General features: G+C 57.8%; 19 protein-coding genes. 12 read left to right on the top strand and 7 right to left on the bottom strand.

The features are described 5' to 3' along the window. The first annotated feature begins 9 nt into the window (after nucleotides 1–9). The 5 genes from CBW22_RS23850 to CBW22_RS23830 all read left to right on the top strand — a co-directional run bounded on the left by CBW22_RS23850 (nucleotide 10) and on the right by CBW22_RS23830 (nucleotide 5,424). Entirely contained in the window at nucleotides 10–981 is a 972-nt protein-coding gene (locus CBW22_RS23850) for an ABC transporter substrate-binding protein (protein WP_088518058.1), read from the top strand. Beyond that, nucleotides 978–1,808, top strand: coding sequence for an ABC transporter ATP-binding protein (locus tag CBW22_RS23845; protein ID WP_088518057.1), 831 nt, complete (start codon nucleotides 978–980; stop codon nucleotides 1,806–1,808). Before CBW22_RS23850 ends, CBW22_RS23845 begins: the two co-directional genes overlap by 4 nt. Next, a complete protein-coding gene (locus tag CBW22_RS23840) occupies nucleotides 1,805–2,602 on the top strand; it encodes an ABC transporter permease (RefSeq protein WP_088518056.1) in 798 nt (265 codons plus the stop codon). Before CBW22_RS23845 ends, CBW22_RS23840 begins: the two co-directional genes overlap by 4 nt. A 57-nt stretch (nucleotides 2,603–2,659) precedes the next feature. Further along, entirely contained in the window at nucleotides 2,660–4,048 is a 1,389-nt protein-coding gene (locus CBW22_RS23835; protein WP_088518055.1) for an FAD-binding oxidoreductase, read from the top strand. Nucleotides 4,049–4,152: 104 nt separating this feature from the next. Then, nucleotides 4,153–5,424 carry a TonB-dependent receptor gene (locus tag CBW22_RS23830; RefSeq protein WP_088518054.1) on the top strand — a complete coding sequence of 424 codons (1,272 nt, stop codon included), beginning with the start codon at nucleotides 4,153–4,155 and terminating at the stop codon, nucleotides 5,422–5,424. A gap of 167 nt (nucleotides 5,425–5,591) precedes the next feature. Here the strand turns inward: CBW22_RS23830 and CBW22_RS23825 are convergent, their stop codons facing one another. From CBW22_RS23825 to CBW22_RS23815, 3 genes are read right to left on the bottom strand one after another with little or no spacing between them, the layout of a single operon-like run. Beyond that, nucleotides 5,592–6,248: a methionine ABC transporter permease gene (locus CBW22_RS23825; RefSeq protein ID WP_088518053.1), complete on the bottom strand. Its 657-nt coding sequence runs from the start codon at nucleotides 6,246–6,248 to the stop codon at nucleotides 5,592–5,594. After that, complete coding sequence (locus CBW22_RS23820; protein WP_021509770.1) at nucleotides 6,229–7,353, bottom strand: methionine ABC transporter ATP-binding protein; 1,125 nt, start codon at nucleotides 7,351–7,353, stop codon at nucleotides 6,229–6,231. The genes CBW22_RS23825 and CBW22_RS23820 overlap by 20 nt, the downstream gene beginning before the upstream one ends. Before the next feature lie 11 nt (nucleotides 7,354–7,364). Beyond that, the gene (locus CBW22_RS23815; RefSeq protein ID WP_088518052.1) at nucleotides 7,365–8,192 is read right to left on the bottom strand and encodes a MetQ/NlpA family ABC transporter substrate-binding protein; all 828 of its coding nucleotides are present in this window, start codon (nucleotides 8,190–8,192) and stop codon (nucleotides 7,365–7,367) included. Nucleotides 8,193–8,404: 212 nt separating this feature from the next. Here CBW22_RS23815 and CBW22_RS23810 point away from each other — a divergent pair, with 212 nt between their 5' ends. The 3 genes from CBW22_RS23810 to CBW22_RS23800 all read left to right on the top strand — a co-directional run bounded on the left by CBW22_RS23810 (nucleotide 8,405) and on the right by CBW22_RS23800 (nucleotide 11,353). Then, on the top strand, nucleotides 8,405–9,046 hold the full coding sequence (locus CBW22_RS23810; RefSeq protein ID WP_088518051.1) for a TetR family transcriptional regulator: 642 nt from the start codon (nucleotides 8,405–8,407) through the stop codon (nucleotides 9,044–9,046). A 78-nt stretch (nucleotides 9,047–9,124) separates the two neighbouring features. Next, the gene (locus tag CBW22_RS23805; RefSeq protein ID WP_088518050.1) at nucleotides 9,125–10,507 is read left to right on the top strand and encodes a D-arabinono-1,4-lactone oxidase; all 1,383 of its coding nucleotides are present in this window, start codon (nucleotides 9,125–9,127) and stop codon (nucleotides 10,505–10,507) included. Between the two features lie 18 nt (nucleotides 10,508–10,525). Then, a complete protein-coding gene (locus CBW22_RS23800; protein WP_058771104.1) occupies nucleotides 10,526–11,353 on the top strand; it encodes a glycosyltransferase family 8 protein in 828 nt (275 codons plus the stop codon). A gap of 349 nt (nucleotides 11,354–11,702) precedes the next feature. Here the strand turns inward: CBW22_RS23800 and CBW22_RS23795 are convergent, their stop codons facing one another. Then, the gene (locus tag CBW22_RS23795; protein WP_088518049.1) at nucleotides 11,703–12,725 is read right to left on the bottom strand and encodes an LLM class flavin-dependent oxidoreductase; all 1,023 of its coding nucleotides are present in this window, start codon (nucleotides 12,723–12,725) and stop codon (nucleotides 11,703–11,705) included. A gap of 214 nt (nucleotides 12,726–12,939) precedes the next feature. On the opposite strand from CBW22_RS23795, the gene CBW22_RS23790 reads away from it, so the two are divergent. Further along, nucleotides 12,940–14,007 carry a fatty acid desaturase gene (locus CBW22_RS23790; protein WP_088518077.1) on the top strand — a complete coding sequence of 356 codons (1,068 nt, stop codon included), beginning with the start codon at nucleotides 12,940–12,942 and terminating at the stop codon, nucleotides 14,005–14,007. Further along, entirely contained in the window at nucleotides 13,904–14,689 is a 786-nt protein-coding gene (locus CBW22_RS23785; protein ID WP_058757328.1) for a phosphate/phosphite/phosphonate ABC transporter substrate-binding protein, read from the top strand. Before CBW22_RS23790 ends, CBW22_RS23785 begins: the two co-directional genes overlap by 104 nt. Nucleotides 14,690–14,728: 39 nt before the next feature. On the opposite strand, the gene fusA is transcribed toward CBW22_RS23785, so the two are convergent. Next, entirely contained in the window at nucleotides 14,729–16,828 is a 2,100-nt protein-coding gene (fusA, locus tag CBW22_RS23780) for an elongation factor G (RefSeq protein WP_088518048.1), read from the bottom strand. 211 nt (nucleotides 16,829–17,039) lie between these two features. Between fusA and CBW22_RS23770 the strand changes: the two genes are divergently transcribed. Next, a complete protein-coding gene (locus CBW22_RS23770; protein ID WP_088518046.1) occupies nucleotides 17,040–17,951 on the top strand; it encodes a ketopantoate reductase family protein in 912 nt (303 codons plus the stop codon). Between the two features lie 216 nt (nucleotides 17,952–18,167). Here CBW22_RS23770 and CBW22_RS23765 read toward each other — a convergent pair whose 3' ends face one another. Next, nucleotides 18,168–18,938: a YdcF family protein gene (locus CBW22_RS23765; RefSeq protein WP_058757325.1), complete on the bottom strand. Its 771-nt coding sequence runs from the start codon at nucleotides 18,936–18,938 to the stop codon at nucleotides 18,168–18,170. Between the two features lie 99 nt (nucleotides 18,939–19,037). On the opposite strand from CBW22_RS23765, the gene CBW22_RS23760 reads away from it, so the two are divergent. Continuing rightward, nucleotides 19,038–20,105: a LacI family DNA-binding transcriptional regulator gene (locus CBW22_RS23760; RefSeq protein WP_088518045.1), complete on the top strand. Its 1,068-nt coding sequence runs from the start codon at nucleotides 19,038–19,040 to the stop codon at nucleotides 20,103–20,105. 43 nt (nucleotides 20,106–20,148) lie between these two features. Here the strand turns inward: CBW22_RS23760 and tmaR are convergent, their stop codons facing one another. Continuing rightward, nucleotides 20,149–20,469, bottom strand: a complete 321-nt coding sequence (tmaR, locus tag CBW22_RS23755; RefSeq protein ID WP_021509369.1) for a PTS system regulator TmaR — start codon at nucleotides 20,467–20,469, stop codon at nucleotides 20,149–20,151. Nucleotides 20,470–20,626: the final 157 nt, after the last annotated feature.

Raw genomic sequence — 20,626 nt, 5'->3', positions numbered from 1 at the left:
GGGATCACGATGAATAAAAAATTAAGCATGATTGCCGCACTGTCGCTGGCGCTGTCGGCCCAGAGCATGGCGGCGGAGAAATTCACCTTTATGACCAACTGGTATGCGCAAGCAGAGCATGGCGGTTTTTATCAGGCACTGGCGCAGAACCTGTATAAAGATGCCGGGCTGGACGTCACCATTAAAATGGGTGGTCCCCAGGTTCACACCATGCAGCTGATGGCGGCGGGTCAGGCAGACTGCATCATCAGCGATAACATGCAGGCGCTTGAATCCTGGCAGCAGGGTGTTGAAGCCGTGCCCGTTGCCACTACGTTCCAGCACTCGGCAATTGCTTTTCTCACCCATCCTGATGTGAAAGATAAAGCGGATCTGCAGGGTAAAACCTTCCTGCTGGCGGCGGAAGCTTATACCTCTTACTGGCCGTGGGCACAGAGTGCGCTCAGCCTGAAGAATGCGCGCGTGCGCCCGTACACGTTCAGCATCCAGCCATTCCTCGCAGACAAAACGCTAGTGCAGCAGGGTTATATCACCTCGGAACCTTTTGCTGTGCAGAAAGCCCATGCGCAAGCCAATGTCTACCCGATCAGCGAATGGGGTTACCCGCCCTACGGCAACAGCATTGTGTGCATGAAATCAACCATTGAAAAACGTCCGCAGGCGGTAGCCGCATTCGTTAAAGCCTCAATGCAGGGCTGGAAAAACTATCTGCAGGATCCGAGTGCTGGCAACGTGCTCATCAGGAAAGAGAATCCACAGATGAGCGAGGAGCAGATCGCCTTCGGTATTGCCCAGATGAAGAAATACCAGATGGTGACGGGCGGCGACGCGCAAACAGCGGGTATCGGTATTATTACCGAGCCACGGCTAAAACAGACATGGCAGCTGCTGGTGGATAACAAGCTAATCGATCCGGCCAAAGTGCCGTTTGCGGGTAGCTACACGCTGCAGTTCATCAAAGACGTTAAGGTCATGCCATGAACACCGCCAGCAACATAACGCCGATCAATCCTGATAGCCAGCCACGGCCTGCCGCGCCGCCGGCGATTGAGGTGCTCTCTGCGGAGAAAATCTATCCCAACGGGACGCGGGCACTGCTGCCGGTGGAACTGACCGTGCGCCAGGGCGAGTTTGTTTCACTGCTCGGCCCTTCCGGCTGTGGCAAAAGTACCTTGCTGAAAATGATTGCCGGCTTAATTGAACCCAGTGATGGCAAACTGATGCTATTTCGTCGCGATCGTCGGGAGAATCAACGCGATCTGCCGCTTTCCTTTGTGTTTCAGGAAGCCACCCTGATGCCGTGGAGCAGCGTGCATAAGAATGTACGCCTGCCGTTGGATCTGGCGGGGGTACCACGCGGTGAAGCCGACACCCGGGTGCGGGAGATTCTGGCACTGGTTGGCCTGGGCCAGTTTGGTCATGTACTGCCACGCGAGCTTTCCGGTGGCATGCAGATGCGGGTGTCAATTGCCCGTGGTTTAGTGACGCGTCCCCGGGTGCTGTTAATGGATGAACCCTTTGGCGCGCTGGACGAAATCACCCGCAACAAACTGGACAGCGACCTGCTCGATTTGTGGCAGGAGCAAAAGCTTACAGTAGTTTTTGTGACCCACTCGATTCAGGAAGCCGTATTCCTGTCGCAGCGTGTGATTATGATGGCCGCGCGTCCGGGTCGCGTTGTTGATGATATTCGCATTGAAACCAGCCTGCCGCGTGATGATGCGTTTCGTGTCAGTCAGCCGTTTACCCATTATGCGCAGCTGTTGCAGCGCGGCCTGCTCGCAGCCAGTCAGGAGAGCAAAGCATGAAACCGCTTGCAGCAAACCGTAAATTTCAACAATGGCTGTTTCCGGCGGTGGTCGCCATTGCCATGCTGTTACTGTGGCAGTTTCTGGTCACCGCGTTTAAGGTGCCCGCCTTTCTGGTCCCTTCTCCACTCGTCGTGGCGCAAAGCCTGGCGCAAAACTTTCCGGCGTTGTTTATGTCCTTACTTTACACGCTGAAAATCACGGTGATCTCGTTTGTGCTGGCGACGGTTATTGGCTCCATCATTGCGTTTTTACTGGTGCAGAATCGGTTTATCGAGACGGCGTTATTTCCTTATATTGTCTTTCTGCAGGTAACGCCGATTGTCGCCATTGCGCCGCTGATCATTATTTGGGTGAAAGACACCACGTTGTCTCTGGTGGTGTGCGCCACTCTGATGGCGGTGTTCCCGATCATTTCAAACACCACGCAAGGTTTACGTAGCGTGTCTCCGGGGCTACTGAGCTATTTCAGGCTAAACCATGCATCGCGCCTGCAAATTTTAATACGCCTGCGCATTCCATCGGCGTTGCCCTATTTCTTTGGTGCGTTGCGCATCTCCAGTGGCTTGTCGCTGATTGGCGCGGTGGTCGCGGAATTTGTTGCAGGCACCGGCGGCACGGATACCGGGCTGGCCTATCAGATCCTGCAGGCTGGCTATCAACTCAATATTCCGCTGATGTTTGCCGCATTGTTACTGATTTCCCTGGCCGGCTTCCTGCTTTTTGCACTGATGTCATGGCTCACGCGCCGCGTACTGGCAGCATGGCATGAGAGTGAATTGAGCCCGAATTAATGCAACACGGGCGGATCATCAACCGCCCATCACCTCTTCGACTGACAGGAGCTATACATGTCTGAACCCGATCGCCAGTTTGCACTGGCGGCGCTGGTCGCGGCGTTGCCGGAATTTGACTGGATTAAAGAAGCGCCGAAAGTAAAACGTCTGTCACGTGACTTTCACTGGTTTAGCCCGGTGCTTAAACACCAGCTGGAAGAGAAGTTCGCCGAGCTGGCTGTTCGTCCACGCGATGAGAACGAACTGCTTGCCGTTGTGGCAGCCTGTGCCAAAGCGCGTATCCCACTGAATCTCCGGGGGGGCGGCACCGGCAACTACGGCCAGCTGATTCCGCTGGAGGGCGGTGTCATGGTCGACATGACACGCCTGAACAGCGTCACCGCCATGGGTACCGGTACGGTGCGCGCGCAGGCTGGCATTCGTCTGGGCGATCTCGAAGCACATACCCGCCCGCATGGCTGGGAGCTGCGTTGCATGCCCTCAACCTGGAAACTTGCCACGCTGGGTGGTTTGTTTGGCGGCGGTTTTGGCGGAGTAGGATCGATTAACTACGGTCCGCTGGCCGCGCCAGGCAACGTGCTGTCAATTCGTATGATGACGATGGAAGAGACACCACGCATCATTACGTTGCAGGCACCGGATGCCCTGCTGTTGCATCATGCTTACGGCAGCAATGGCATCGTGCTGGAGATCGAGTTGGCACTGGCACCCTGCCACGACTGGATAGAGCGCCTGGATACCTTCGCCGACTTCCCCTCCGCAATGGCTTATGCCGATGCGCTGGCGCGTTCACCTGGCATTGTTAAACGCCAAATCGCGGTATTTGCCGCACCGGTGCTGGATTATTTCAGCGATTTAGCGGAGGCGCAGATTCGGGCTCAACACGGTGTCATTTCGGTGACCGGAAGCGAGAGTGATGGCCTGCTGCCCGCCATCCTCGCACAACACAACGGCCGTAATGCATTGCACTTTGCCGAAGGGGAAAATAGCGGCCATTCCCTGATTGAATATTGCTGGAACCACACCACCCTGCAGGCATTGAAGGTTGATAAAACCCTGACTTACCTGCAAACCGCTTACGCTGTGGATAATTATCATCAACAGGTGCTGGCAATGGAAGCTGAATTATCGGATGAGGTGATGTCACATATTGAATTTCTGCGCGACATGAACGGCGCGCTCACCTGCAGCGGCCTGCCATTAATCCGTTACAGCAGCCCGGAACGGCTCAACGCCATTATGGATATTTATCGTAGCCATAATGTGAAAATAAATAATCCACATGTCATTCATATTGAGGATGGCAAACAAGGTATGGTGCGGCCTGATGTGGTTGCCCTAAAATCCGCCTGCGATCCTTACAACTTATTAAACCCCGGCAAGCTACGTGGCTGGGAAGTACGTGAAACCTTGCCGGCGGTACATATTCCCGGCGTTAATTGATCATCACTTTTTATTTACGGCATAACTCACCGCCGGGTGATCCTCTCACCCGGCTGGCATCGTTACGCTTTCCTCAACGGGTGTGTTTATTCAGGGATCATGCAATGAGAGCACTAAAACGTGTCGGTTTACTTGCGCTGTTTTTCCCCTTCGCGCCAGCAACACTGGCTGCGACACAAAGTAATATCAGCGACTGTCATTACGATGCCAGCGGTGTAGACAGCTTCAGCGATATATTCACCTGCGGTACCGTTAGCGGCAGTTTACGTACGCTCTACTACTCCACGCACAATGCCTATTTTTCCAAAGGCTTTAATCAGGACACCACCAGTTACGGCGGCAGTGTGAAATATGAAACGGCTCCCGCGTATGGTTTTCGTGCTGGCGTGAGCGCCATCTTTTTGCGGGGGATTGATCACCCGGATGAAGCGCATACCATCAGCGACATTGGTGATAATCAGACCAATATCGGGGAAGCTTATTTAAGCTGGCAACAGGATGATTTTAAAATTACTGCCGGCGATCAACGCATTAACATTCCCTTCGTCGGTGACTATGACTGGCGTATTACACCGATACTCTTCAGGGGCGTTGATGCCAATTATGGCGACAGCACCCAGTATTTGCATGCGACCAAAGTCTGGCGCTACAAGCCCTGGGGCGACGATCAGTTCCTGGATACCACGGCCTATTCGGATATCGATGAGCGCACTAACGGCATGTGGGCGATTGGTGGCGGTCAGGGCACGCAGTGGGATAACAAAAAACTTACCGGACAAGTGTGGTATCAGGAATATGCTGATTATTCCCGCGTTGTCTATGGCGAAAGTCATATGCAGTGGCAGGATACATTGTTGCAGCCGGATGTGGCTCTGCAGTTTATTCGCGGTACCAGCTTAGGGAAAGCGCTGGCCGGAGAGGTCAATAGCACCTCTTACGGTGCTCAGCTCGCGCTGAGTTTCACCCCTGCACTGAACTGGAAATTGGGCTACGACCATATTGCTGCCAGCCCCAATAGCTGGGGTAACGGTTCACTGGTGGTGCCTTATGCCCACAACAGTTCATCGGGTCCCTATTTCGCCCAGCCGTTTTTCACCAGTACCCAGGATCTGGGCAGTGGCAATGCGTATATGACCAACCTGAACTACGTGCTTAATGAGCATCTTTCTCTGGGTACACAATATTCGTTTATGGATTTAAAACCCTCGGCGCAGTCTGCCAGTATTAATCAGTCGGAATATCTGGTGTATTTCACCTGGGCGTTCGGCGGTGTATTAAAAGGATTAAGCGTGACCGATTTTGCCGGCGTGCAGACATCGCCTCTGTACGATTCACATTTCTGGCAGAATCGTTTGAGTTTGCAATACGACTTTTAATCATTCATTCCATCAGAATTAACTGTCTTTACCTGCTGCTCAGGATGAATTGCTGATTAACGCATAGGCCCCTTTAACAGGGGCCTGTTGAGTTTTTTACAATATTCACCGCCAGCGCCTGATGCGAAGCATTTGTCTGCAGGAGAGCGTACTCGCAGACGTGTTTCTCAGTGCCGCCTGTCAATGCGCTGCACCAGCCGATCGCCGAGCCACTGGATACCGCACACCAGCACGATCAGTACGGCGATCACCGCCACCATCACCGCCGTGTCAAAACGCTGATAACCGTAGCGAATTGCCAGATCGCCCAGACCGCCCGCCCCGATGGCACCCGCCATTGCCGAGGCGCCGATCAGCGCCACCAGCGTGACGACAAAACCGGAAAGAATGCCCGGCAGCGCTTCCGGAATCAGCACCTCCCAGACAATACGTAATTTGCTGGCGCCCATGGCACGCACTGCATCAATCAGCCCGCGATCGACATCGCGCAGTGAAACTTCCGCTACCCGGGCAAAATACGGCGTGGCGGTGATCGATAACGGTACAATTGCGGCCCAGGTGCCCAGAGAGGTGCCGACCAGCAGACGGGTAAAGGGAATCAGCGCCACCAGCAGAATAATGAACGGCAGCGAGCGAAAGCCATTGATCACTACGCCCAGCAGGCGGTTGATGCTCCGGTTTTCAGCAATGCCGCCGGGGCTGGTGGTCACCAGAATCAGTCCCAGCGGTAATCCGGCCAGCAGCGAAAACAGGCCGGCCACCGCCGTCATCAGCAGCGTTTCACCCAACGCGTTGAGCAGTAAATCAATCATCACTGGCGACATAACCGACCAACTCCACCTGTGCCTGCTGCGCACGCAGCCAGCTGAGAACCTGATACTCATCGGCAGCGTTGGCGGCCGGGAGCGCAATAAAGAAACGCACTACCGCGTAGTGCTGAATGTGGTCGATGCCCCCCTGCAGCAGGCGAAACTTACCCGGCAGAGCGCTGGCAAACTGCGTCAGCAAATCCCCCTGCGCCGCCACGCCAGCAAAGTGAACGCTATAGATCGCCTCACCTTCACGCTGTTCGCTGAGCCGCGCTGCGAGATTCTCCGGCAGTTGCGGCAGCAGTCCGCGCAGCAGCGTGCGCGTCAGCGCGGATTGCGGATGGGCGAACACCTGCCACACCGGGCCCTGCTCGACAATCTCACCGGCGTCGATGACGGCCACGCGATGCGCCACGGATTTGATCACCTCCATCTCATGCGTGATCAGCAGAATGGTGATACCAAGCTGCTGATTGAGCGATTTCAGCAGCGCGAGAATCGAGCGGGTGGTTTCCGGATCGAGCGCCGACGTGGCTTCGTCACACAGCAGCAGCGCCGGGCTGGCGGCCAGCGCGCGGGCAATACCGACACGCTGTTTTTGTCCACCGGAGAGCGCCGCCGGATAGTGTCCGGCCTTGTCGCTCAACCCCACCAGCGCCAGCAGTTCCGCTACGCGCTGGTTGCGCTGCGCCTTTTCCATGCCAGCTATTTTCAGCGGCAGCGCCACATTCTGCGCCACGGTTTTTGCCGACAACAGATTGAAGTGCTGAAACACCATGCCGACGCGACTGCGCACCGCCTGCAGCTGCTGTTCCGACAGACCGGTAATACGCCGCCCTTCAATCTCGATTACGCCTTCGTCGGGCTGCTCCAGCCCGTTGAGACAGCGAATCAGCGTCGATTTTCCGGCGCCGCTGCGCCCGATCAGGCCAAGGATTTCGCCTTTTTGCACCGTCAGTGAGACATTGCGCAGCGCCTGTGTCTGGCCGAAACGGCGCGACACGCCCTGCAAACGCACCACGTTGCTGTGCTGCGCCACGCGATCGCGTACTGTTGTCTCTTCGATCACGCCGCGCGCCACGGCGGTCAGGGGCACGGTGGCCTCGGAAAATAGCGTCATGGATGGGTTCCTTACCAGGCGGTTTCGCCCGTGCCTTTGTAGACCTTGTCAAACACCGTTTTGACGGCATCGTTCTGGTACGATGCCACCAGGGTTTTCACCCACGGGGCGCTGGCGTTCTCTTTTTTCACCGCGATAAAGTTGTTGTACGGGTTGTCTTTCACCGGCTCCTGCGCGATACGATCCGCCGCGGTCAGACCGCTTTTCAGCGCCCAGTCGGTATTGACCACTGCCGCATCGAGATCCGGCACCGAGCGACCAATGATGCCGGAATCCAGCTCTTTGATTTTCAGGTGATGGGGATTGTCAGTGATGTCGGCCGTGGTCGCGGCAATGCCGACGCCCGGTTTGAGTTTGATCAGCCCCTGTTGCTGCAGCAGCACCAGACCGCGTGCCTCGTTCGACGGATCGTTAGGCACGCCGATTACCGCTCCGTCTTTCAGAGCGGCGGCGCTTTTCACTTTCTTCGAATAGAGACCGATCGGCCAGACGGCGGTATCGCCGACGCGCACGATATCGTAATGATTGACCTTGATTTGATTATTCAGGAACGGCTGATGCTGGAAGGCATTGGCATCCACTTCACCATTCTGTAACGCTTCGTTGGGCTGATTATAATCATTGAAAATCACGGTTTTCACCGTCAGCCCTTTCGCGGCGGCCTGCTTTATTACTTCACGCCAGACGTCTTCGTCCTCGCCGCTCATGATACCGACCTTCACCGCGGTTTTATCCGCCGCCTGCGCCACTGAAAACGGCGCGACCACGCTGCCAGCAACCAGTAACGCGCCGACGGTTAACAACAATTTATTTTTGGCTGATACAAAGCGTGTGTGCATAAATTATTTCCTGAGTGTTATTATTACGCGAGTCAAAATAAGCTGCCGTGATCGGCAGATACGCGCAGTATACGCAGTTGCTTATTCCAGCATTATGATTTATCCGGGAATGCTATTCCTGAAATGAATAAAGCCATGCCGCCGCTCATCGCGCCAAAAGGCCCCGGGCGGCTGTGCTACCATGCCTGTTTGATTGACCGTTATTGAGCGCTATGTCGGATACCACACACAAACGTAAAAATGACCCGGAAGGGTTGAAAAAACGCATCCTCGCCGGTGCGCTGCAAACCTTCGCCGAATACGGTATGCAGGGCGCGCGAATGGAGCAGATTGCTGAACTGGCACAGACCACCAAGCGCATGGTGGTGTATCACTTCATCAACAAAGAGAAGCTGTATATTGAGGTGCTGGAGCAGGTGTATCAGGCGATCCGCCAGCATGAAACCGGCCTGAATCTTACTACGCTGGAGCCGGAAGAGGCGATGATCAAACTGGTGGAAGCCAGTTTTGACTATCACGTCACGCATCCCGATTTTATGCGCCTGGTGTGTACAGAAAACCTGCTGCGCGGGCGTTACATCATGCAGTCGGAGCGCATCAAAGCGATGAACAAAAGTACCCTCGATTTGCTGGATGACATCCTGTCCCGCGGCCAGCGTCAGGGCATCTTTATCGACGGCCTGGATACCGTGGACGTACACCGCCTGCTCAGCAGTATTTGTGTGCACCATGTCTCCAACCGCTACACCTTTCACACGCTGTTTACCCCCCACGACAGTGAAGAGGACAGTATTCGCCGCAACCGTCAACTGGCGGTGACGGCCACGCTGCGCTATATCCGCAAAGCCCCGTAATCTGCGGGTTCGCTGTGATGGTCTACGCTTGATCAAATAACCGGGACCGTGACAGACCTCAGATTAAGGAACGCTGTAGTGAAGAAAGATGCTCTCCTCTATCCGTTACGCAACACGCAACATACCGATGACACGCCTGCGCTCTGGAACTGGGCGCAGAATTCGGTAGTTGGCCAGCGCCAGCAGTTGCATCAGCCGCGTAGTGAAGCCGAGCTGCAACAGCTGTTGCGCGACTCGCACGGCAAAGTGCGCGTGCTCGGCAGCCGTTTGTCGCCCGGTCGCATGCTGTGCGTACAGCCGCAGGACGTACTGCTGGATCTCAGTGCGCTGCGCGGCATCCTCGCTCAGGATGAAGAGAGCGTAACGTTTGCCGCGGGCACGCCGCTGCAGCAGGTGTATGACAGCCTGACAAAGATGGATCGCATGCTGGCCTCTTCGCCCGGCGTGATAGCGGTGCAGACGCTGGCCGGCGCGCTGGCAACCGGCACCCACGGTCAGGGCCTGGCACAGAGTTCGCTGGCGGACGAAGCGCTGCATATCCGCATGGTGCTGGCCGATGGCAGCGTGCGCGAGTTTCAGCGCGGCGACGCCGATTTCCCGGCGGCGATGGTGTCACTTGGCGCGCTCGGCATCGTCACCGCCATTACGTTGCGCACTAAGCCATTTCGCCTGTTTACCTGCCATAAATTCGCGGCGTCTGCCGATTCACTGGAGCAGGATTTGCTGACGTGGAATGAGCAGCACGAACTCAGCAAAGCCTGGTGGTTTGTCGATGACAACCTGATGCATGTCTGGAACGCCGATGTCGCCAGTGCGGAAGACAGCCAGGCGTGGTACGACCATCAGCGCGAAGTGATTGAGCACGGCGATCAGGCCGACAGCAGCCTGAACGACACCATTGATCAGACGCTGGAACACATGCATCGCGACACGCAGATTCACGGCAAAGGCGGCAAACAGTTCCGTACCGTCACCCGCTTCCGTGATTTCACCGACATCAGCGGCGATATCTACCAGCTGTTTTGTCGGGGCATCGCCGTACCGCAGATCAACGTTGAGATTGGCGTGCCGCTGGCCAAAACGCCGGAAATTATCAGCAAGATCAAAGCCTGGTACGCACAGAATCGTCCGCACATGCACTATCCCATCATCCTGCGCTGCACCGGCGCTTCACAGGCGTGGATGAGCCCGGCGCATCAGCAGCCGACCTGCTTTTTTGGTTTCGTGGTGTATTACGCGGATGACGGCTCGCTGTCGCAGGACGGACTGCATTTCCTCACCGAAGTGGAAAAACTGCTGGCGGCAGAAGGTGGACGTCCGCACTGGGGGAAATATTACGATCCGCAGCGCTATCAGTGGCGCGCCATCTATCCGCAGTGGGATGCGTTTCGTGGGGTGCGTGAACAGCTGGATCCGACGCACCGCTTTAGCAATGACTATGTCACGGCTTTGTTTGATTGAGTTTGATGGGGAGAATCTATGTACGCCTGGGTAACGCTGTTAACGCAGCCGGAATATTATGTCGGGGTGAAAGCGCTGCATCGCTCACTCAAACGCAGCGAAACGCGCTGGCCGCTGATTGTGATGGTCACCGATGCCATCGACCTGAGCATGCGCGAAGCATTACAGGCGCTGGGCTGCGTGATCCATCCGGTCCAGCCGCTGATGCCGGACGCCGCGCTGGAGCAGCATTATGCCTCGGCACAGTTTGGTGAAGTGTGGAGCAAGCTGCGCGCCTGGGAGCTGACCGGCTGCGAGCGCGTGGTGTTCCTTGATGCCGATATGCTGGTGCTGCGCAACATGGATGAGCTGTTTACGCTTGACCTCGGCAAGCATGCGCTGGCGGCCTGTCACGCCTGCCGCTGCAACCCGAACCAAATCGCCAGCTATCCCGACAGCTGGCAGCCGGAGCATTGTCACTACACCTGGCAGGCGCGCGGTGAGACGCCTCCCGCCGATCTTGATAACTATCTCAACGGCGGCTTTCTGGTGTTGCAGCCGGATCAGGCGGTATTCGACTGGCTGCAGCAGAAAGTGGCTGAGATTGACGACCTGCGCCGCTATCCGTTCTCCGAACAGGATTTGCTTAATGAAGTGTTTGCCGGACGCTGGCTGCCGCTGCCGTACATCTATAACGCGCTGAAAACCCTGCCGTTCCAGCATGCCGGCTTATGGCATGACGATGAGGTGAAGAATCTGCACTACATTCTCGCCAAACCGTGGAAGCGCGATCTGAACCAGCCAGAGGCGCAGCGCGACCGTTATTACGCGCTGGATAAGCTGTGGTGGGAGCTGGGCGCGGATTAATGGCTGTTAGCGGCGCGATTTATCGCGCAATAGTTGGTCGCCATAAATGGCGACCCTACAGAATCTAAAACGGGTCAAAGCCTTTGCTGAATTTCGTAGGGTGCGCATTTATGCGCACCTGGGCGCAATGGTTGGTCGCCATGAATGGCGCCCCTACAGGGTTGAATGCGGATTAGAAGGTCTGGGTGCGTTCGTGAAGGACGCGTTGTCGCCATCAATGGCGACCTGGCAGAATCTGATACGCGTCAAAAGACCTTGCCCCATTTCCCAGGTTGCGCATTTATGCACACCTGGTAGCGGCGCGATTTATCGCGCAATAATTGTGCGCTTCCCTGCGCACTGTCGCCGCTTAACGCCAGCCGAGCTCTGGCGCGACGTGGGTCAGAATGCTGTCGATCACGTGCGCACAATAATCCACGCCAAGCTGATTAGGGATGGTCAGCAACAGGGTATCGGCTTCCACAATCGCTTCATCCTGTGCCAGCTGTTTGATCAGCTGCTCCGGCTCTGCAGCATAGCTACGCCCAAAGATGGCGCGGGTTTTCTCATCGAGGAATCCGACGGAATCCTGATCCTGTCCGCCGCGACCAAAGTAAGCGCGGTCGGTGTCGTTCATCAGGGCAAAAATACTGCGGCTGACCGACACGCGCGGCGCACGCTGATGCCCTGCCGCCTGCCAGGCTTCTTTATAGGCGCGAATCTGCTTCGCCTGCTGCACATGGAACGGTTCGCCGGTCTCGTCATCCTTGAGCGTCGAACTCTGCAAATTCATCCCCAGCTGGGCTGCCCAGATCGATGTGGCGTTCGAGCCGGATCCCCACCAGATACGCTCGCGCAGGCCTTCGGAATACGGCTCCAGGCGCAGCAGCCCCGGTGGATTCGGGAACATCGGCTGCGGATTGGGTTTAGCAAACCCTTCGCCACGCAGCACTTCCAGCAGCTCTTCGGTGTGACGACGTCCCATATCCGCATCGGTTTCCCCTTCGCGCGGATTAAAGCCAAAGTAGCGGTAGCCTTCAATTACCTGCTCCGGCGAGCCACGGCTCAGGCCCAGCTGCAAACGGCCGTTGGCGATCAGGTCCGCTGCCCCGGCGTCCTCCGCCATATACAGCGGATTTTCGTAACGCATGTCGATCACACCGGTACCAATCTCGATGCGGCTGGTTTTGGCACCGACCGCCGCCAGCAGCGGAAACGGTGAACTCAGCTGGCGGGCAAAGTGGTGTACGCGGAAATAGGCACCGTCGGCCCCCAGTTCTTCGGCGGCGACCGCCAGGTCAATCGACTGCAGCAGCACATCCTGCGCCGAACGGGTGGCCGAGTGTGGTGACGGGGTCCAGTGACCGAAAGATAAAAAGCCAATTTTTTTCATGCTAAATGCTCCTCGCGGGCCAGAACGGCGCCGGCGTCATCAATCAGAATTCGATGAGGTAAGGTTACGCCTGTGCGAAGAGGACTGATAGCCAATAGTTTTCGTGCGCTTCTTCAACTTTTTTGCATAACAAAGCAATTTTCCGTCTTTGTGTTTATCACGCGTATCACGCATCGTGAGCGCATCTCCCGTCTCGCTGACTGAATACATGAACATGGTCAAAGGAACCTCCGCCTACCTCAGTGCGCAACAGCGTGAAGTGGTGCATCAGCTGGCGCGCAGCTGGCTCTGGCGCAGCGAATTGCCGACCTGGCTGTTAATCATTACTGTTTATAGCGGCTGGTTCGCCAGCGTGCTGTACTGGCAAACGCTGGGCCTGCCCCTCGCCACACTGCTGCTGATTTTGTTCACCACCTGGTATTTGTCGCTGCAGCATGAGCTGATTCATGGCCATCCGACGCGCCTGCCGCGCCTTAATCAGCTGTTTGGCACGCTGCCGCTGGCGGTGTGGTATCCGTATGGTCTGTACCGGGATTCGCACCTGGCGCATCACCGCAACCACACCCTGACCGATCCGCATGATGATCCGGAAACCTATTATCTGTCGCCGGCGCACTGGGCTCGGCTCAAACCCTGGCAACAGCGCATCATCCATCTGCGTAATACCTTTCCGGGACGTCTGCTGCTGGGACCGCTGCTGGATATCCTCGCCACGCTGCGCGCGCTGACGCAAAGCGTGGTGCAGCGCGACGTGCCGGCGATGATGATGTGGCTGGTGCATCTGCTACTGCTGGCCGGACTGTTTTACTGGCTCAGCCTGCGCGGCTTTTCCCCGTTGTGGCTGGTGCTGGCGGTGAGCTATCCGGCGCTGATGCTGACCAAGGTGCGCTCATTTTACGAACATCGTGCCGATGAGGCGCCGCTGGCGCGCTCGGTGAATAACGAAGCGGCCTGGCCCTGGCGCCTGCTGTTCCTGAATCTCAACTATCATTCTGTACATCACGATCTGCCCGGTTTACCCTGGTACGGTCTGCGCAAAGTCTATTTGCTCTACCGCGACGGCTACTATCAGCGTAATCAGGGTTTTCGCGTTGCCGGTTACGGCGAATGGATGAAGCGCTTCTGGCGTCAGCCGATCGACGTTAACGCCCACCCGGGACACCACAAGGACGCACAGAATGCACATCATCTCTTTACCGATGTACGACATCGACCACCCGAGCACGCTGGCCATGACCTCAGTGCTGACGCGGCTGCTGGCGAAGCGCGGCGTGCAGGCTGAGGTACAATGGCACGACGACCTGCTGCCACACTGGCGTGATGACAATCTGCTGCTGAGTCAGACCTGCGGCTACCCGCTGGTCGCGCTATTGCCTGACGTGCAACTGGTGGGCACGTTTCAGTCCAATGCGCCTGGCTGCCATGATCTGCGCTATCGCAGCTGGCTGGTGGCACGGCAGGAAGATGAGAACCTGAGCCTCGCTGATTTCCGCGGCCGTCGCGCAGTGTGCAACAGCAATGACTCACACTCCGGATACAATTCGCTGCGCTACGTGGTCGCGCCGCTGGCCCAGGACGGCAAATTCTTCGCCACCACCCGGTTCAGCGGCAGCCACCGCCAGTCGCTGGCCGCGCTGCGCGCCGGACAGGCCGACCTCGCCGCGATTGATTGCATCACCTGGGCGCTGCTACGCAAATACCGGCCGCAGGAGCTGCAGGGCTTAGCCATTATCGGTGAAACCCCGCTGTGTGCCGCGCTGCCGCTGATAACCTCGGCGAAAACCGACAGTCTGCTACTGGAAAAGCTGCGCAGCACGCTGTTTGAACTGGCCAATGTGGAGGACTACAAGGATGTGATGAAGGCCAACCTGCTGGCGGGCTTTTCTGTGCCGCAGCGCGACTGGTTTGACGAGGTTAAACGCTGGGAAGACGACGCCGCCGCGCTGGGCGTGACGGCGCTGTAGATAAAGCACTAACCGGCGGCATCCCTGCCAACAGCGGACTTACTGTGCGCGAGCCGCGATAATCGCCTCCGCGACGTTACGCGGTGCTTCGGCGTAGTGGGCAAACTCCATGCTATACGTGGCGCGGCCCTGCGACATCGAGCGTAGCGTGGTGGCGTAGCCAAACATCTCGGCCAGCGGCACTTCAGCACGGATAATGCGCGCGCCGAAACGCTCGTCCATGCCCTGCAGCGTGCCGCGCCGGGATGACAAATCGCCCATCACGCCGCCGGCATACTCTTCCGGCGTCTCCACTTCCACCTGCATCACCGGCTCAAGTATCACCGGATCGGCCTGCTTCGCTGCCGCTTTGAAGCCAAAGATCGCCGCCATGCGGAACGCCATCTCGGACGAGTCAACGTCGTGATAAGAGCCAAACGTCAGCGTGGCTTTGATGTCGACCACCGGATAACCGGCCAGCACGCCGCTGCTGAGCGCTTCGCGAATGCCCTTCTCCACCGAAGGAATAAATTCGCGCGGCACCACGCCGCCTTTGGTCGCGTCTTCAAAGGCGAAACCGCTTCCGGCCGCCTGCGGCTCCAGCGTCAGCACCACGTGACCATACTGGCCTTTACCGCCTGACTGACGCACAAATTTCCCTTCTACCTCGCGCACCGTTTTGCGGATGGTTTCGCGGTAGGTTACCTGCGGCCGGCCAATATTGGCTTCCACGCCAAACTCGCGTTTCAGACGGTCGACAATGATCTCCAGATGCAGTTCACCCATGCCGGAGATGATGGTCTGACCGGACTCCTCATCGGTGTGCAGCCGGAACGACGGATCCTCTGCCGCCAGCCGCTGCAGCGCCAGCCCCATTTTTTCCTGATCGCCTTTGGTTTTTGGCTCAATCGACAGCGAAATCACCGGATCGGGAAACTCCATGCGCTCCAGCGTGATTACCGCATTAGGATCGCACAGCGTTTCGCCGGTGGTGACCTCTTTCAGCCCGACGCAGGCGGCAATATCGCCGGCGCGGATCTCATCAATTTCGATGCGATCGTTAGCCTGCATCTGCACGATGCGGCCAATGCGCTCTTTACGCCCTTTCACCGCGTTCCACACGCTGTCACCCTTGCGCAGCACGCCAGAATAGACGCGCACAAAGGTCAGCTGACCGACGTAAGGATCGCTCATCAGCTTGAACGCCAGCGCCGAGAAAGGTTCCTCATCGTCAGCATGGCGTTCGTCGTGTTCGCCGCGCTCGTTGATGCCGGCGACCGGCGGCACGTCGAGCGGTGAAGGCATCAGTTCGATGACCGCATCGAGCATGCGCTGCACCCCTTTGTTTTTAAACGCGCTGCCGCACAGCATCGGCTGGATTTCGCCCGCCAGCGTGCGCTGCCGCAGCCCGGCAATCACCTCGTCTTCACTGAGATCGCCCTGCTCCAGATAGCGATCCATCAGCGCTTCGCTGGCTTCTGCCGCTGCTGCCACCATGTTTTCCCGCCACTCCGCTGCCTGCGCCTGCAGCGCGTCCGGAATCGGCGCATAGCTAAAGCTCATGCCCTGGCTGGCGTCGTCCCAGTAGATGGCGCGCATTTTGTTGAGATCGATGACCCCGCTGAACTGCTCTTCAGCGCCGATGGGAATGACAATCGGCACCGGATGCGCCTGCAGGCGATCTTTCATCATCTGCACCACGCGGAAAAAGTCCGCGCCCTGGCGGTCCATCTTGTTGACGAACGCAATGCGCGGCACGTGGTATTTATTCGCCTGCCGCCACACGGTTTCTGACTGCGGCTGAACGCCACCGACCGCGTCGTACACCATCACGGCACCATCCAGCACGCGCATTGAGCGCTCCACTTCAATGGTGAAGTCAACGTGTCCGGGGGTATCAATGATGTTGATACGGTGCGGCGTAAAACTGCCGTCCATGCCCGGCCAGTAGCAGCTGACCGCCGCCGAGGTGATGGTAATGCCGCGCTCCTGCTCCTGCGCCATCCAGTCGGTGGTTGCCGCGCCATCGTGCACTTCACCCAGCTTGTGGCTCATTCCGGTGTAAAACAGGATGCGCTCAGTGGTGGTGGTTTTACCGGCATCGATGTGCGCGGAGATGCCGATGTTGCGATAACGTTCGATGGGGAGGGGTCGGGGCATGATGCGTCCTTAGTCTGTTGACGAAAAAAACCGGCAGGCACCATTGCCCGCCGCTGCGCCCCAGCATAAACCCATTGTACGAATGAATACGAACAGTTTGAGCTTTTTTTGCTCATCGCTGAGATTATCACGGTTTTCCGCATTTGCGGTGTGGCGCAGTGACGCGCAGCGCTTTAAGGTAAGGCTTTCATGCTTAACGGGAAAACAGTCCATGCGTATTCTGATTGTGGGAGCCGGTGCCACCGGCGGGTACTTTGGCGCGCGCCTGGCGCAGGCCGGCCGTGATGTGACCTTTCTGGTGCGCGAGCGCCGGCAGCAGCAGCTGCAACAGACCGGACTGGTGCTGCAAACGCCGGAAGGCAGCACGGTGCTGCAACCGCAGCTGGCGCTGGCCGCGACGCTGACCGGTGATTACGATCTGATTATCCTGACGGTGAAAAGCTTTGCGCTGGAACAGGCGATTGAAGACATCGCCCCGGCGGTCGGGCCGCAGACGCTGATCATGCCGATCCTCAATGGTATGCGTCATATTGATACGCTGCGCGCACGTTTCGGTGACAAGGTGATTGGCGGGCTGTGTAAGATTCACGCCACGCTGGGCGAGCACGGCGAAGTGATGCAGCTGTCGCCGCTGCACGTGCTTTACTACGGCGCGCTGGACGGCAACAACGATGCCCGTCTGGCGCGCGTGGATGCCGCGCTGCGTGATGCGCAGTTTGATAGCGTGTTCGCCGATAATATTATCAGTGAGCTGTGGGAGAAGTGGCTGCTGCTGAGCACGCTGGGTGCGGTGTGTTGTGTGGCGCGCGGCAATACTCAGCACATCCTGCGTTCAGTCGGTGGTGAAGCGCTGCTACAGGGCATTTTCGCCGAGGTGCTGGCGGTGATCACCGCCGATGGCTATCAGCAGCGTCCGGCCGTGACGGCGAAGATTTATGAGACGCTGAACAATCCTGATGCGGCGATGACCTCATCCATGTACCGCGATTTAACCCAGGGCTATGATATCGAAGCCGATCAGATCATCGGCGATTTGCTGGTGCGCGGCGCGCGCCATGCGGTGGCGGCGCCGTTGCTGAACGCGGTGTATGTGAATTTGCAGGTATATTTGCAGACGCGGTGATCGGTCCGGTGCGTGGCGTGCCAGGTGCGCATGAATGCGCATCCTGTTATTTGTGCGACAGGTCATTGCGGCACCAGCCAGTCGCACAAACCGTAGCGGCGCGATTTATCGCGCAATGTGCATTTCCGCACCGCGGCCGGTTGCGCAATAAATTGCGCCGCTACGGATAGTGCAAAATATTATTTTTACTCAATCATATATGCTTTTGGTGACGGCTTAACCCAACCGCGACTGCACGCCGGGCAGCTGCATCAGGCGCTGCCAGGCTGCTTCGACCGCGTCGGGTACATCAACGTGTCCGAAGAACCCCTTGCCGTTCGGGCCGTAGCCGCTGGCGTCGTCACGCAGGCGCTGCACCTCGCCCATCAGCAGCGACAGAAAACGCTCCACTGACCACAACCCCTGCGGCGGCGCGCCAACGATGCGCAGCATGCCCGCATCCATCATCACCTGCGGCACAAACACCGGCCAGCTGATGAATTCCGGCGCATGCTCACGATCGCGCCACTGCCAGCGGAAGGTTTCCCAGCTGCGGCGCTGCATCAACGGATCCTGCACCAGCAGCACGCGCTGCGGCTGCCACTGCTGCTCATCCAGCAGGCGCTGGCTTAAGGCGGCGTTTTCGCCACAGTTGCGCGAGGCGGTTTCCAGCAGCAGCTGATCGTCAGGCAGCTCAGCGAACACGCGCGCCATCTCGCCCAGCAGCTGTGCTTCGCCCTTGCCGGCGGTGTCGATCTGGCGATAGAGCGGATGGCTGGCAATCATCGCGGCCAGCAGCGCGGTTGAGTGACCGATGCCGCCGCTGATCAGCAACGGCAGCTGATATTTCTTCGCCAGCGCAATCACCGCTTCGACGTTTGGCAGCACCGCATGTCCGGCAAGTATGGCTAAATCGACCTCCAGCGTACCGTCCTTTGGCAGCTGATCGAGCGCCAGCCAGGCGGCAATGGTGTTGATATCCTGAATTTGATGGTCATTGAGCTGCATCACTTTCTCCTTGCGTTATCACTGGCAGTGTAACGCCTTAATACCGCGACGGCAGGGAAAAATTTGCTACACTCGCCGCATTCTCATCAGGAGGGATCAATGACAGCGCGTTCCGTAACGCTTGACGATGTCGCCCGGCTGGCTGGCGTCTCCTATCAAACGGTTTCCCGGGTGCTGAACCATTCGGCGCAGGTATCACCCCGCACCCGCGCACGGGTGGAAGCCGCGATGCAGCAGCTCAGCTACGTGCCAAACCGGGTCGCGCAGCAGCTAGCCGGCAAGGCCACGCGCACGCTCGGGCTGGCGACCAGCGATCTGGCGCTAATGGCGCCGGCGCAGATTGCTTCGGCGATTCAGCAGCGCGCGGCGGCGCAGGGCTATCATCTGGTGATCGCCATGGCCAATGCCACCAGCCACGCGCAGGACACGGTGCATGAATTGCTGGCGCAGCGCGTCGATGCTCTGCTGATCAACCTGCCGCTGGATGCCGCGCAGGCGGCGCAGATTCAGCAGCAGTGCGGCAGCAAACCGACGCTGTTTCTGGATGTGGAGCGCAGCGCGGCCGTGGCGCAGTGTCAGTACCGGAGCACCAGCGGTGCGCAGCAGGCGGTGGATCATCTGGTGGCGCTCGGCCACCGGCAGATTGGCGTGCTGAACGGGCCTGCCAGCTCCGCGTCAGCGCGGGCGCGATTTAGCGCCTGGCAACAGGCGCTGGCGCGTCATCAGCTGGTGCCGGACTGCGTACTGAGCGGCGACTGGAGCGCAGCGTCCGGCTACCAGGCGCTGCTGACACTGCTGCCCGACCAGCTGCCGCAGGCGTTGCTGGTGGCTAACGATCAAATGGCGCTGGGGGCGATGCGCGCGCTGCATCAGCATGGCGTACGGATTCCTGCGGAGATGTCGATCATCGGTTACGACGATACGGCGGAGAGCGCGTGGTATCAGCCACCGCTGACCACGGTGCGCCAGGATTTACAGCAGTTAGGCACGGTGAGCGTCGATCGTCTGCTGGCGCAGCTGGAAGGAGAGATACCGGACAGTCAGCCGCTGGAGACCGAGCTGGTCCTGCGCGCCACCACGGCGGCGCCGTTGCAGCAGCAGGTGGATGTGGCAGAGATTGCGCAGCAGTTACAGCAGCTGGCGCGGGCATTAAAAAGGTCGCCGTAAAGGGCGACCCTGGAGCAAAACGCGGCTATCAAGCCCGTGAAGCTTACTGCCCTTTTGGTTCGCCCATCGCTTTGAGCTTTTTCGACAGCTCGCGACGCTCTTTCGATAGATCGGCGTTTTTGATGATGTACTCGTCCACGCGATCTTCATAATCCACGCGCATGCTGGCGATGATTTCCTGAATCGCTTCCACGCTCATACCAGGTTTGATGTACTCGCTCAGGTTGTCCAGCAGCAACACACGTTTCTGGTTATCACGGATTTTCTTTTCGTTGTCCGTAATTTCGCGCTGCAGTTTGTTTTTACGACGAAACATACGCACAAACTCCAGTACGTCCTGAAATGATTGCTTGGCATTTTCCATGTTGGCACCTTTCTTGTGGCCTGCCGCGGCAGGCAAAATAGTCATAAACCGGGAAGACATTTAGCTTAGCGGCTTATAAGCCGGGTTCGCAATTTTCACCGCTAAATTCGGACTGGCACTTATCTTAGCGCAAAGAAAGGGCAATTCGCACTAAGTC

Source organism: Pantoea sp. VS1 (genome assembly GCF_002207995.1).
GTDB classification, from domain to species: domain Bacteria; phylum Pseudomonadota; class Gammaproteobacteria; order Enterobacterales; family Enterobacteriaceae; genus Pantoea; species Pantoea dispersa.
Note: the sequence above shows the minus strand (reverse complement) of the source record. Positions and strands in the feature narration are given on the sequence as shown.